This is a genomic window from Puia sp. P3 (genome assembly GCF_050632245.1).
Taxonomy (GTDB): Bacteria; Bacteroidota; Bacteroidia; order Chitinophagales; family Chitinophagaceae; genus Puia.
The window spans coordinates 2,031,844-2,045,180 of sequence record NZ_CP192583.1 but is presented as its reverse complement, the minus strand read 5'-3'; the positions used below and the strand labels follow the sequence as shown (position 1 = coordinate 2,045,180).

Below are 13,337 nucleotides of genomic sequence, written 5' to 3'. Positions count from 1 at the left end.
GGTCAGGCAGGCCGCAATATCCCCGGGGCCGGCCAGGGCGCAATATACTGGAAAGAAAAAAGCCGCTGCGATATTCGCAGCGGCAAACTTTTTGTCAGGGCCATCGATCATTCTTAGGGTTCTTTTCCAAATTCAGTGTTCCATTTGGAGATCGGATTTAACGAACTGACTGATTTTCAATGGGTTGGATAAATGTTTTCAAGGATTTTGGACACACGGTCTTTCGGATCCTGGACTTGGATGGTTTTTAGGATTTCTGGACTCGGTTTTTCAAGGACGGACTGGACTTTCTAGCTTTCGGAATTGGACTTTGGTTCTACTTGATTTTCAAGGACATTGGAGGTTTTTTCGGACACCGGATGGTTATTTTCTCTTGCTGATACAAAGATGTAAAAGATACGTCAGGTCTGGAAACTTATTCGACAAAGGTTCGCTATAGCCCGACGAAAGTACCCGGGCGCTCGGCGAAGGGTACGACCATTCCCGGGGGAGCTAGGAACGACGTTTTGACGAAGGTCTCAGCCTTACCGGGGAAAGATCCATCTGTCGGAACTCCGGCTGCTGGCGCATACGCCGGTCGTCGTCAAAACCCAGCTCGGCCGCCTTTTCGAGGTCCCCCAGGGCAGCCTTTGGCTGGCCTCCGCGCGCGCTCAGTATCGCCGAAAAATACCAGGCCTCGCTATTCGCAGGGTCGGCCTTTTTGTACAGGTCGACAAAGTACCGGCCCTGGTCATTGGCATTGGCGCCGATACAGCGGTTGCTCATGGAATAAAAAGCCAGTGACAGCCAGGCCAGCAGTCGCTGGTACATGGCGGCTTCGGGCCTGCCTGGGGCAGCTTTGGTTGCCAGGTCGGCGATGACGCCGTCCCAGTAGCGCGTATCCACCTGCTGGAAATGCTGCATATAACCCGCCTTGGCGCTCTCCTCCTGTGCGAGGACGCTACGTTCCTGCTGTTGCTGCTGGCTAAATTTCGGACTTCCGGCTATGGATTTCCGTTGTTGACGGAACCAGTCGGCCTGCTTGTCAACGCCGTCCAGACAGCTCACGGACACTGCACACTCGCGTTCGGCCTTCAGCAGGTACCCGGCGTTTATATAGCCCGTTAGACGCGTCCTGCTCTTTTTCACGTACTGGTCGATAAACGCCTGTTCCTTCGGCAAACGCCCCTGCGCCATGGCGTCCAGCTGCAGCCCGGCAAAAGCCTGGTCCATGATGCCTTCCGGCGCCCATTCGTGCTTCCCCGCAAACAACAGCAGACGGTGCCGGGTATGCGTCTTGTCCAGTTCGCCGGTGATACCCACCAGCTCTGTCAGATTCATGTCGCCTTCGCCGGCAATAGCCGTTAGGCTGAAGTCGAAATTATCGGCGCCTACCCCGTCGGGCAGTCCCGCGCCGCCCGCGATGACGCCTTTTATCCAGGGTGCTGGATCGCCACAAAACTTGCCACCTTGGCCCCGCCGGAAAAACCACAGGTATAGACACGACCCGCGTCGATCTTCAGGCGGCTTTTCGTATCGGTCGCCAGCGACTGCCAGACCTTCTCCGTTGCCGACCAGTCATTACCGTTCTTTGAATTGTTGCTGCCTACGAGAATAAATCCATAGGTCTCCGCGAGCTGCCGGTATTTGTTCAGTGGAAGCGAACCGCTGCCATGAGGATCGAAGAAATAGACGACCGGCATCGCGGCGGCATTCCCCTTTACCGGAATATATAGAGCATAAGACTGCGCGGGATCGGCCTTGCAGACCACCGGGTCGGTAACCTTACCCTGAGCGGCAACAACGATAGAATTCGCCATAGCAAAGCCCGCTATAAAAACCCTGAATAGATTCATCCCCTAAAGATAGCGGGAAATCACCGTCGTTCCATCAGCCGGCAACTGCACCTCATGCCCTTTCCCATTCAGGCTGACCGTTACTGTCATCCCCTTCTGCGAGGGATCGCTTATATACAGCGAGTCTTTTCCTACCATCAGAAGACAGGGCTTGTCGACTGCGACCGTCCTATGCCCGTCCACGACCAACGACCCTCCCGCATAAAAGGCACAGAACAGCAGTCCGTCCCTGAACCGCACCGCCTGACAGTCGCCGCCGTTGCGGAGTACGGTCCAGGAAGGCCGCCGGGCCAGCGATCGCGCCACTGGCCGGCGTGGCACAGGCAGTCAGCACATACCCGGATGAGTCGTGGCCAGGAGAATGCAGCAACACGGGCATAAACAGTCTTTCGGTCACGGGCGTCGGCGGCTCGGAAGCGTTGATCGATTGCCATGAGCCCGAAGACGGTCCCGCCATTACGGCGACCTTCGACGGCCGCAAAAAGATGCAGGTCTTGCCCGCGTGCTGAATCCATCGCACAGAACCGAGCGTATCGGCCCCCTGCCCTATGACACCGTCATCGGCGACAATATCGCCGGCCCAGCGGCACTGATCGATAGTCGTATATGCCGGGGCGTTACACCTCAGATCTCCAATAAGACAGACGACAACCCCGTCGTGGCAGGCCCAGAATTTTCGGGCCGTAAGGGACGCGCTATCCAATTCATAGTCCATAGCCGTCAACCCGCTGTTCCCATCCGAAACACTGCCCGCAAACGCGTGACGGACCAGGCCGCCTGCGGCCGAAAAACCCGTGACCCCGGGCAGATGCTCCCAATCCCAGACAGGCATCAGGTCGAAATATTCATTGCCGCCGGCGATCATATAGGCATCGCCCGCGTTGATCCATCGCCCCTTCAGGTTCTCGCTGTTGATCGACTCGGTGGGGAGCGTCCTGTCCGACATCGTCTTTAAAAAGAAGCCGAACGGACGGTCCTGATAGACCGAAAAGTCGGACCGGGGATAGTACCGGAATCCCTGCAGCGGCTCGCCGCCACCCTCCTGCCTCGCGGCCGGGGCCCTAAACGAGTTCGCCTTCGAAGGGTCCAGCTCGCAAAGCCGGGGTATGGTCCCGCGAAGATCGGCGGCATGCAAGGCACCGATACGACTGACAGACCGGTCGATCGTGCCGGGAACCGTATTCACCCCTCTGCACATCCACTGCCATCCCTCCAGAACAAAGCTGGACAGCAGCCCCAACTTGTCATCCGGATACGCCCAGGGAGTACCCCGAAGCTGCCAGGCAAGACGGGCGTTCTGCTCCAGAAAGGCAGCCCCGTACTGATACATCTGCAGACGGGCAAGGTGCTGGTGAAAACTATAGTCGGACTGGATGCCGTCTCCCTTCGTAATACGGACCTCACCGATCAGCCGGTCGGCACAGACGCGCATCAGGCTATCATTGCCCGTCAATGCACCATAGTGCAGGCCGAGATCGGCGCTCCATACCAGGTTGGCTCCATTGCCCGGCTTCTGCAGCCGGTACTGCCCCAGAACCTCCAGCGCGCCGCGAAGACGCGCCGGGCTCAGCGTATCGCGCAACACCACCAGAATATCCCTCATCAGCTGCGGAACGCCGATCTCGTTATGCCACCAGTTGCTGTTGTGGTAGCGCTTTTCGAGCCAGTTGTCCAGCGCTCCATTGATGACCCGCCATATATCTTTGTCATGAAAATGGCCGGACTCCGGGTCCGACCATTCCAGCGCAAGCGTCCTGATCCTGCCGAGATGGCCAAGGAGTGACCAGAAGCCGCGCACAGTATCGTCGTATTTGATATCGGGCCACTGCCTGACGCTATCCCAGCCCGCAACCATGCTGCTGACCTCCTGCGACCACAAGGTGTTGACGTCGCTTATCGATCGCCGGTACCTCGTAAGGACCGTATCCGCCTGCGGCGGATGCTGATACCGGAGCATGGCCTCTATGAAATAATAATCGGCATAGATAATGGATACGTCGATATCGGAGTTCTTTGGGAAATTCCCGACGCCGTGTTTTAACAGATATCCTCCGTTCTCTCCGGGCGCGGAGGAATAGGCGGGTGACAGCAGAGACCGCAGCATATCCTCCGCAATTTTCTTATACTCCCGCGCCTTTCCCTCTTCCGCATATTCCGAAAGTTCGAGCAGCGCTGAACATAGGATGGCTCCCGCGGATACGTCTCTGCTGGTGTTGGGTATCCCGGGGGCGTTGAAATCCCAATAGGGTATCTTGTCTTCCGGCAGCCGGGGCAGGATAAAACCGGCTATATCTTCGGCCTGATGCAGATATCTCCGGTCACGGGTCTCCCTATACATCATCGTATATCCATAGAGTCCCCAGGCCTGTCCTCTCGCCCAGGCGGATTCGTCGGCAGCGCCCTGTACCGTCTGTTTCTTCACGACCGCGCCCGTCGCCGGATCGTAGATCACGAGGTGATACGAGCTGTGGTCGGCCCGGAAATGATTCTTCATCGTGGTATTCGCGTGTGTCACGGCCATCCTGTAGAAAGACGAATCGCCCGAAAGCCGCGTAGCCTCGCACAGCAATTCCAGATTCATCATATTGTCTATGATCACCATGAACTGTGTTGGAGATGCGTTCCAGGACTTCGTACAGCCAACCGACGGGCTGAAACGCGAGGCCAGAGACTTCGCGCTGTTCATCAGGATCTCCCTGTACGCGGCGGAAGGCGCTATCCGGTTTGCCTCCCCGAAAGGACAGTACATCATAAAACCCAGGTCGTGCGTGTCTCTGTTGAACTGCTCCTTTTGCAGCTGACCCAGTTTCGCCACCGCTGCCCGGTACAAAGCGCTGTCGTGCGTATATTCGAAAAGACGAAGAAGTTCCGCGGGATAGAAGCCGGACATCCAGGAAGAAGACTTCCCCATCGCCCACTTATCCGTACGGGGGTTGAAGGTCTCGGGGAAGCTATCCGGGCGCGTATGCTCCATCAGCAGACGGACCGACTGCGCAGCCTGCTTCAGACAGGCGCCGACCCGGTCGTGCAGCAAGCCGGAGCCAACCAGACGACTCAACTGTGCGGGAGTCAGTTCGACCGCCGGAGTAAAAGCCGCGCCGCTCATATAGTGTTCCAGGCTATAGCGTAGCTGTCTCGCGGCGGGTCGCTTATCCAGATCATGCGTAATATCGGCCGAGACCAGTATCAGCCTGCCACTGCCTGACTTCGCCTCTATCACATCCCCCATGCGCCTGTTCCTAAAGAAATTATCGATAACGCGGACGATCGGGGTCATCGGCGGCAACGAATCCAGGATCATCGTCTTCGACCTGGTGATCAGGTCCCACCACTGCCAGTCGGAATGAAACTCCGTAGGAAAATCTTTCAGCGCCGGATGGGCAGGATCACAGAGAATCCCCATCGTACCCGGCTGATTGGGAAAATGGACGGGGCTCCAGAAGACGGGGGCAAATCTTCCGTCGACCCCATGTATGCTGGCGGTGTCGGGATTCAGCAGTACCTTCTTTCCTTCCGCCAAATGGACCAAAGCCTGATCCAATACAGTATCGAAGACGACATCGGATGGCTCCCCGGCCGCAGCACGCGGGGGATAGACCCAGATCTTCCACCTGTTCTTATACGGCGTGCCCCGCAGACTCAGTTCGATGGTCAGCATCTTAGCCGTCGAAACAGCTTTCAGATCGAATGAAACCTCACCCAACCGAATACCGCCGCCCACGGGCACATCACGCGTAGCAAGAGTTCCCGAAGCAAACACCCGGCCCGCGTCATCCTTTGCCGTCCACAAAGGCGAGCAGCTTCTTCAGTTCGGCTGCGCCGAAATTCGCTACCTCGGCAGACGCGACAAAACGCTGGTCGCCGGTATAAGAAGCCCGTTCAAACCGCAGGAGCGGCACAACAGCCGAGCAATACATCCTGTGCTCTTCCGGCGTCACCAGCCCCTTGCTATCCCAGAAAGCGTCAAGAATGCCGATCAGCGCCGTCCCCTGACCGGGGAAATCGTGGAGATCCAGCAGCTCGAACCCGCTGATCCCCTGCGTCCGCATGGCCCGTTCGATCTCCTCTTTATAAAGCCCTGCCGAAAACACTCCGCTGGCTTTGGTAAAGGCAGGTGCAAGGCCAGCCAGACCTTTCCGGTCGAGATCATTGCGAACCGCCCGGAAGTTCAGCGGGTCCAGCACACCTGTATACTTGCCGATCTCTCCCAAATTGGGGTAGACCGAATATTGTCCCATTTCGTGGATGAGCACCGGCACGGGCAGACCGTCTACCGCCTTTGTATAGTCGCTCTTAAAATCGGGTGGAATGCTGTTGAATATGCCCTGCCCCCGAATCCATCCCTTTTTCGTATACTGTGTGATATAATAGTCGTCGCCGGCCTCCGGCCATTTCCCGTGGCCCGCCTGAAAAGTGAACGTTGTCGACGTATACAGGTGGCGCGGGTCCGTCTGTCTCAGGCGTTTGACCATATCCGCCAGCCAGTCGAAATCCCCATCCAGCTCGTTGCCCATCGACCAGAGACAGAACGAAGGATGGTTGCCATATTCCCGGCTGATCCGGAAAGCTTCCTCCTCCAGGAATCTGTCCACCGCATCGTCCTTTCCGGCGTTCTTGTTCCAGAAAGGCAGCTCGACCTGCAGATAGAACCCCATCGAATCCGCGACCTGGAAAGCCGCCTCGGGCGGACACCAGGAATGAAAGCGCAGGTGATTGAGGCCATATGCCTTCGCCGTCGCAAACACCTTCAGCCACCCCTGTCTGTCCATCGGCGGATGACCCGTCAATGGAAAGATATTGCACTCGAGTGTGCCGCGCAAGAATAGACGCCGGCCGTTGATCCAAAGCAGACTGTTCGCATTCCCAATGTCCCGCATGCCGCATACCGCGGCAGCACGATCCGTCGACCCGGCCTCCAGCACAGCGTTCACCGTATACAAGTTTGGAGCGAACTCATCCCAGTCCCTGCAAGCCGATACCACAACCGTATTTTCATGCTTCGACTCACCGGCAGCAAGAGTCACCTGCTCCACCTTCTGCGCTACGATCTTTTTATTCCGGTCGAGCACCTGCAGCAGCAACATGCCTTTCTCGTCCCGTCCCAGATCGTTTTGGAAAACCGTCTTCACGGCAATGGTCTTCTCTTTTTCGGAAGGATAGACCAGTACGGACTGAATAAAAGCCCGGGCTCTTGCGACCAGCTGCATCTTTCCAATGATCCCGTTCCAGATGATCTGCGTCCCTTCCGTATAGGCATGCGCCATGTCCAGATGGGAAATATCGTATTTCCTGCTGTTGTCAATGCGAATGACGATGAGATGCCTGCCCGGAGACAGCCGCACACCCAGATCGTACCGGTGCGGCGTAGAAAGACTTTCCCGGGTCCCGACCTCGACCCCGTCGATCCAAACCCGGCTGGTCCACAGGACCCTCTCGAGAGACAGTTGGATCCCCTTTCCTTTCCAACTCAAAGGAACGTTGACTTCCCGCGCATACCAGGCATAACCGATATAACTATGTTTCCTCGGTCAGGTGGACCATCACGTCTTTCTCCACACGCTGGTCCGTGAGCGTCGGCGGTTCTCCGATGCCCGCATCGTCAAGGGTGCCGGGCAATTGGATCTTCTTTTCGTAAGCCTGTTTATACCAGCCCTGTTGCTCGCCCGTCTTCTGCGGATCGATTCGGACACTCCATCCCCCTGCCAGCGACAGGGTCTCCTGAGCAAATAACCGTATGCTGCATCCCAGCAAAAGCGCGCAAAGAAAGACTGCTCTTTTGTTCATCAATGGTCTTTTTTAGATCGTTAAACTCTGTTCCTTTTTGTGTCCTGTCAGCGCCAGATGAGTCCTCGCGCCGAAATGCATCGCATCCAGCCCGAGCACCTTCTTCAGACAGCCGGCCGCCTCGCTCTTTCTGCCGCTGCCAAGATGGGACAACCCCATCATATAATAACAGTGCGCCTGGTGGCGGGCTTGCCCATCGTCTTCGAAGATCAGCAGGTCGGGCAGGGACACGGCAAAATAGTCGGTCCTTACTTCCTCCTCCAGATGGGTCACCCCATATTCGAGCAGGCCGTCAAATATACGTTCGGCCAGAGCAGGATCGCCCAGCTTTTTCCAGGCCAGCCCCTGATAGAAGATCTTATCCGGCTGCTGGTCATTGTAGAACAGGGCTGCCGCGGGAGTAGCGTTGCCTTCGGCCGCTCTGCCAAAAAAAGCGGTTGCTTTTCCCTTATCGCCCAGTCTCTCGCAGGCGATACCCTGCCAATAGAAGATATCATTCTCCCGCGCACCGAACAGCTTGCCCTCACCGAGGTTATGCGGATACACCCGGGCCTGCTCCAGGAGAGCTAACGCCTCCTGATATCGACCGGCATGAAGATTCTGTTTGGCGAGCTCCACCAGACTGTAAACGTACTGCCCCGACACCTTGCCTTCTCCGCCTTCCCAGGGATGAAATTTCCGGTCCATGATCAGCTGGTACGCTGTGTCGTGCCCGCCAAGAAAATTATGCAGAGCGGCCCTCTCCAGATACAGATCGTCTCGTTCTTCCACCACCGGCAAATGCCTCTCGAGAAATTCCAGCCGCTGCCGCACGTCTGCATTGAGACGCCGGTGCAGCTGGTCCAGCTCCATCAGGACCCCGGCGTCCGTCTCGTCCAGAGAGAATGCTTTAGTATAGAGTCGGAGTGCTTTTCCCGCTTCTTTCTTTTTGTTGAAGTAAGCGATCCCAAGATTGCGGGCCACCGTGGCAAAATTAGCGTTCCGGGCAGCAGACAGCTCCCACTGCTGAATAGCTTCTTCGTATTGCCTCCGGTCATACCAGAGATTGCCCAGATAATAGGGAGCCATAGCGTCTTCCTTGTTCACATCGGTGGCATATCGGAGAACGGCGATATCTTCCAGACGATTGGGGAAGCAGCCATCGGGCGTGACAGCTGCAGCCTTCCAAAGCCACTCCATCGAGACGTCGTCATTCCCTGAAAGATGGTGCCACCAGGCCATATAATAGTCCACCATGGGATGCTCATCACCGGTATATAGGGACAGGAATTTGATCGCATCGCTGTACAACCCGGCCGCCGCGTAGTCCAGGGCATACGTAATATAGTTCTGAACAGAGTTTCTTGCGAGCGTCCGGAGCGTATCCAGTGTTCCGCCCTCTGCGAGGAACAGCTCAAAGTATAGCGGAAGATTAAATTCGTCCAGTTCAAGTCCGCGAATGCAGACCTCCCGTGCGGACTGCCCCGCCTTTCTCAGGACGACGGCCTTCAGCGTCCAGGCCCTGCTATTGCGTCCGTTGCGGTCCAGCGCATTCCCGAGATGTTGCAGCGCACGCCGCCAGTCGCTTTTTGCCGCATCCAGCTGCGCCAGGGCAAAGTAGGCGCTGGCCTGCCAGGCGCTATTCCAGCATGCCTTGTAATACTGGTCATAAGCTTCTTCCGTCTTCCCCTGCAGCTGAAGGGCCAGCCCCAGATGGTAATAGGGCTCACCGTCACAGGGATTGGGATTGCGGCCGGTCAGCGTTGCTATGGCCTTCCGGAAGAACGCCTCGCTTTTTTTAGTTGTCCCTTTCGAAGATACCAAAGACCAAGCGCATTATTGCACCGGATATCGCCGGGGTCACGCCGCAGCGCCTCCTCATAATAGGGCAGCGGGCTGTATGTCGCGTGCCGGTATTGCCCGAGATGCAGACCGGTAAGATAAAGTTGTTCGTTGCTTGCAATGTCTTCGGGGGCAGGGGCAGCCTTCGCGGCTTCGGGGATATCCCCACCGTGATGCCTGACCGGATCATCGCTGAGCAGCTCGCTTCCCTCGGCGTCGACGACCTGCCAGCCGACACTCTCGGGCCCGGATACCGGGCGCCACCGGCAGCGTCCGGACAAACAGGTCTTCCGGCGTAGCGCTGAATCGGGTCTGGTCCAAAAGCCGGTTGTCATGGAACAGCCGGAGCACAAGCCCTTTTTGCGGAGAAGTGACAAAGACCCGTACCGTCAGCAGGTCGCCTGCCTGTTGCATGCTCACCAATATGTCCTTCGTTGCGTTATTCACAAGTCCCAGCTCGCGATAAGGAAGGAAATATTGTACAAATGATTTTTCTTCATAGGGCATCAGCCACGAAAAATCGGGCTGGTTATCCGTAAATACCCCGGCCATCAGTTCGATATAAGGACCGTCCTCATCCGTAAGATTCCTGTCCCATGCGCGCCCGAAATCACCGTTCCCCCAGGTCCACTGCTTTTTCCCGGGTGACACATGATGGTCCGCGACGTGCAGCACTCCGGCTCTTGCATCGTGCTCATATCCGCCCATAAAATCATACCCCGACCGGATCGCCATATAGGAGGTGGGGACGGGGATATTCTTATAGCGGGAGATATCGGTGCCGGGTGAATAGTCTACCTTGTAATAGGTGCCTGTAGCGATCGGAAAAGAGGACACATCCTTTTTGCCGTGATCGAATACCGCATTTACGTCCGGCGGGAATACGGATTGATAGTGATCGTTCACTTTCACAGCGGGATTGGCCCACCAGAGGAAGGTCTGGGGCAGCGGAGTCCGGTTGAATAACTTTGCGCTGATCTCCAGATAGGCCTTGTCCGGGTACAGGGTAAAGCCGGCCATCCCTTTGGTATGGAACATATTCTCCACCTCGTTGATCCAAACAGTCTTGCTACCATCCGCATTCTCTTCTAAGGAGAAGTCCACCGGAGAGAACGTGCTGGGACGGTGGTGCTGCGGCCAGTTGAACTCGATCCCGCCGGAGATCCAGGGACCGCAAAGCCCCACCAGCGCCGGCTTGATGACCTGATTATAATAGATAAAATGGCGCCCGGCTATCTTATCATACGCCATCTGCACACGGCCGCCCAGTTCGGGCAGGATCATGATCTTCAGATATGCGTTCTCCAGAAAAAGTCCGGTATAGGTCTTGTCTGTCTTTTCGTCATATACTTTTTCGATGACAGGATTCGGATAGACGACCCCGCTGCTGCCCTGATAAACGCGCTTCTCAAAGAACATGGGATTTTTGTCGGGATCGCCGGTAAGATAGGTCGGGATAACGATCTCTTCCTGCCATACCCGCACCAAAGGTTCGCTCATAAGTTGTCTTTTTATGGTTGGAAATATCGAAGGATCTCTCCGGCAATCAGTTCGTGCCCCAGTCTGTTGGGATGATTCGACTGTGCCATGTACGGATGGATATCTCCCTTTTCTTTCCTGATCTGCTTAAAACGGTCGTAGCTGTCAGCCAGCCCGATACCGTATTTTTTTGCCAGCCCTTTCAACTGTTCGGACAGGCGCGCCAGCGGGGCGTCCGCTGTCGTCAGTGACTCCGTCTCGTCCGCCGAAGGCGTCAACAAAATGACCTTTATCTTCCGGCGCAGGGCGATCCGGATCATCTTTTCAACGTTCTTCTTCGCCCGTGCGAGCCCGATCTTCCGGTCGTTCAGTGCATAGTCGATAAACAGGACGTCGGGCCGGTGTGTCAGCACCTCCTTTCTGAACCGCGCAGCGCCCTGCGTTGAATTCTCTCCACCGATAGAAGTGGTGATGACGTTGATCACGGCATAGGGATACAGCTCCTTCAACTGCCTGAGCACGAGATAAGGATAAGAATCGAAGGTATGTACCTCCGGCGTTCGGAAATATCCAGTCGGCACCGAATGTCCATGAAATACCAGGTTGATGGTGTGGTTGGCCGGCCATTTCTTTTGCAGTTCAACTTTGACAGGGCTCAGATAGTCGGCGTTCTGCGCGGCCGCCGGTGAAATACTGCCCTGCGCTATCACGCTCCCCGAAAACAAGGTCCATCCAAAAAACAACGATATCGATCTTCTCATCACTGGTAAGTTCCTGTTAGTGTTACGATGGCGCGGGCGGGTACGACGATATTGTCCGCGGCGACCCACGACCTTTTCAGACTGTTGGAAGCATCCGTCAGATAGCTATTCAGCCGGTTGCCGGCCAGCCCGCTGACGCCGGACAATTGCAGCGTGGCGGAGGAAGCCGAGAAATTCACCACAACGACGACCAGTTGCTTGTTGCTGTTATCCTTATACGCGGAAGCCATGACCGAACCGGCAGCCGTTACCGGATTGTCCATACCCTGGACGACGGCGGCAACCCGCTGCATTCCGGGTCGGATAAAACGCGAGAAATTGCCCAGCGACCACAGCTGTTTGGAATCCAGCACGGTTCCGTCCTGCTTGCAGTTGTCCACGTTGATATTTCCGGAAGGGTCGTTGATATATACCAGACCGTCGCTGTAATTGTACGGACTGACCGCCAGCCACCACTGCCAGGAACTTACTCCCTCCACGGTCAGGTCGTTGTGGATCGTCTTGGCGACATAGAGACCATAGTCGATATTCGTCGTCCTCGGAGAGCCATTGTAAAGATTACAGATATTGGACAGGATCCCGAACTCCGACTGCCAGGTCCCCAGCGTAGGATCGACCTGCCGAACCTTAGTCGCCACCTGCTGCCGGATATTGACCAGATTGTCGTCCGGGCAGGTGGTATAATAACTATGGGCAGAGATCACGTGCAGCGTATTGGGAAGATTGCCGATATAATTGCTGGACGAAGACGAAAAGAACTGGTTGATCTGATCTCCCCGGCTGTCCGTATTGCGGCCATAAAGAAAATCCAACTGGCCGGCCTCCCCGATAACCGTACTGGTAGAGGGAGACAGCGAAGCGAGCCTGGGCGAAAGGGCCTTCGCAAGGTCTGCCACCTGGGAATTGATGGCCTGGCTGCCCTCCTGTTGCGCAACCCCGTTGGTGCCTCCCCAGTCCCACTGCGGCTCGTTCACCGGGCTGATATAGTCGAAATGCCAGTGCCCCGCCACCTGCGCCAGAAAATCGGCATAGTCATTCAGCCGTCCATCCGCAATATTCAGGCTGGCCGTACCGGCGACGCCGTGCGCCCGCTGGTTCTTTGTCATTGAGACGGGCGGCGACAACGCAAAACCCAGACTATATTTCACGCCCCGCTGACGCGCAGCCTGCAGAAACCACTGCTGCCCCGCCTGCTTGCTCCAGTCATAGGTGCCGTCTGCATTCAGAAAACACTCCTCCCTGCGCCAGTCCGTCGCGATCTGGCTGGTATCTCCCTGCTCATGCAGCTGCCGGCGCCGATATTGAAGCGCCACAGCGAGAGGCCGATGCCTTTGGGCGTTCCGTCCTGCAGCGTATCCATGCTGAACAGGAGGTCGGCGATCCTGTTCTTCTTGCTGACGTCGGCCCACTTGCCGATGAACTTGCAGGTCCAGCCGTCTGAAGCCCCAAAACTATGTATCGTTTGCTGTACGCTGCCCATATCGACGGTCAGGCCCAGCCTGACAGGCTTATTGTTACAGGTGTCAACTCCGTTGTAGAAACAGCTCTTCCCGTTGTCCGGAGGAGGAAGGGCGGGATCCTTCTTCTTGCATTCAAGGGCGAGCAGCGCCACAGGAAATGCAAGCGCGGCCAGCAGGAAATATCTTGTCGTTCTCAT

Annotated in this window: 11 protein-coding genes; all 11 read right to left on the bottom strand. The window is 56.5% G+C overall.

The genetic code is table 11. From position 1 onward, the window contains the following. Positions 1–492: 492 nt before the first annotated feature. Positions 493–1,320 carry a hypothetical protein gene (locus ACQ86N_RS12325; protein ID WP_431215406.1) on the bottom strand — a complete coding sequence of 276 codons (828 nt, stop codon included), beginning with the start codon at positions 1,318–1,320 and terminating at the stop codon, positions 493–495. 92 nt (positions 1,321–1,412) lie between these two features. After that, on the bottom strand, positions 1,413–1,835 hold the full coding sequence (locus ACQ86N_RS12320) for a hypothetical protein (protein ID WP_431215405.1): 423 nt from the start codon (positions 1,833–1,835) through the stop codon (positions 1,413–1,415). A 3-nt stretch (positions 1,836–1,838) separates the two neighbouring features. After that, positions 1,839–2,075, bottom strand: a complete 237-nt coding sequence (locus tag ACQ86N_RS12315; RefSeq protein ID WP_431215404.1) for a polysaccharide lyase beta-sandwich domain-containing protein — start codon at positions 2,073–2,075, stop codon at positions 1,839–1,841. After that, a complete protein-coding gene (locus ACQ86N_RS12310) occupies positions 2,005–5,625 on the bottom strand; it encodes a polysaccharide lyase family 8 super-sandwich domain-containing protein (protein WP_431215403.1) in 3,621 nt (1,206 codons plus the stop codon). Before ACQ86N_RS12310 ends, ACQ86N_RS12315 begins: the two co-directional genes overlap by 71 nt. Then, positions 5,606–7,306 carry a glycoside hydrolase family 2 TIM barrel-domain containing protein gene (locus ACQ86N_RS12305; protein WP_431215402.1) on the bottom strand — a complete coding sequence of 567 codons (1,701 nt, stop codon included), beginning with the start codon at positions 7,304–7,306 and terminating at the stop codon, positions 5,606–5,608. Before ACQ86N_RS12305 ends, ACQ86N_RS12310 begins: the two co-directional genes overlap by 20 nt. Before the next feature lie 43 nt (positions 7,307–7,349). After that, a complete protein-coding gene (locus ACQ86N_RS12300; RefSeq protein ID WP_431215401.1) occupies positions 7,350–7,619 on the bottom strand; it encodes a hypothetical protein in 270 nt (89 codons plus the stop codon). A gap of 12 nt (positions 7,620–7,631) precedes the next feature. Then, on the bottom strand, positions 7,632–9,422 hold the full coding sequence (locus ACQ86N_RS12295; RefSeq protein ID WP_431215400.1) for a tetratricopeptide repeat protein: 1,791 nt from the start codon (positions 9,420–9,422) through the stop codon (positions 7,632–7,634). Positions 9,423–9,626: 204 nt separating this feature from the next. Further along, positions 9,627–10,940 carry a DUF5107 domain-containing protein gene (locus ACQ86N_RS12290; RefSeq protein WP_431215399.1) on the bottom strand — a complete coding sequence of 438 codons (1,314 nt, stop codon included), beginning with the start codon at positions 10,938–10,940 and terminating at the stop codon, positions 9,627–9,629. An 11-nt stretch (positions 10,941–10,951) separates the two neighbouring features. After that, positions 10,952–11,680: an SGNH/GDSL hydrolase family protein gene (locus tag ACQ86N_RS12285; protein WP_431215398.1), complete on the bottom strand. Its 729-nt coding sequence runs from the start codon at positions 11,678–11,680 to the stop codon at positions 10,952–10,954. Beyond that, positions 11,680–12,993: a glycoside hydrolase gene (locus ACQ86N_RS12280; RefSeq protein ID WP_431215397.1), complete on the bottom strand. Its 1,314-nt coding sequence runs from the start codon at positions 12,991–12,993 to the stop codon at positions 11,680–11,682. The genes ACQ86N_RS12285 and ACQ86N_RS12280 overlap by 1 nt, the downstream gene beginning before the upstream one ends. Beyond that, positions 12,903–13,337 (bottom strand): glycoside hydrolase, encoded by a 435-nt coding sequence (locus tag ACQ86N_RS12275; protein WP_431215396.1) that lies wholly within the window; start codon positions 13,335–13,337, stop codon positions 12,903–12,905. The genes ACQ86N_RS12280 and ACQ86N_RS12275 overlap by 91 nt, the downstream gene beginning before the upstream one ends.

Bases quoted from the DNA above. Each gene is read 5' to 3' on its own strand.
- ACQ86N_RS12325 (WP_431215406.1), bottom strand. From the start codon at position 1,320: ATGAATCTGACAGAGCTGGTGGGTATCACCGGCGAACTGGACAAGACG.
- ACQ86N_RS12320 (WP_431215405.1), bottom strand. From the start codon at position 1,835: ATGAATCTATTCAGGGTTTTTATAGCGGGCTTTGCTATGGCGAATTCT.
- ACQ86N_RS12300 (WP_431215401.1), bottom strand. From the start codon at position 7,619: ATGAACAAAAGAGCAGTCTTTCTTTGCGCGCTTTTGCTGGGATGCAGC.
- ACQ86N_RS12290 (WP_431215399.1), bottom strand. From the start codon at position 10,940: ATGAGCGAACCTTTGGTGCGGGTATGGCAGGAAGAGATCGTTATCCCG.
- ACQ86N_RS12285 (WP_431215398.1), bottom strand. From the start codon at position 11,680: ATGAGAAGATCGATATCGTTGTTTTTTGGATGGACCTTGTTTTCGGGG.
- ACQ86N_RS12275 (WP_431215396.1), bottom strand. From the start codon at position 13,337: ATGAGAACGACAAGATATTTCCTGCTGGCCGCGCTTGCATTTCCTGTG.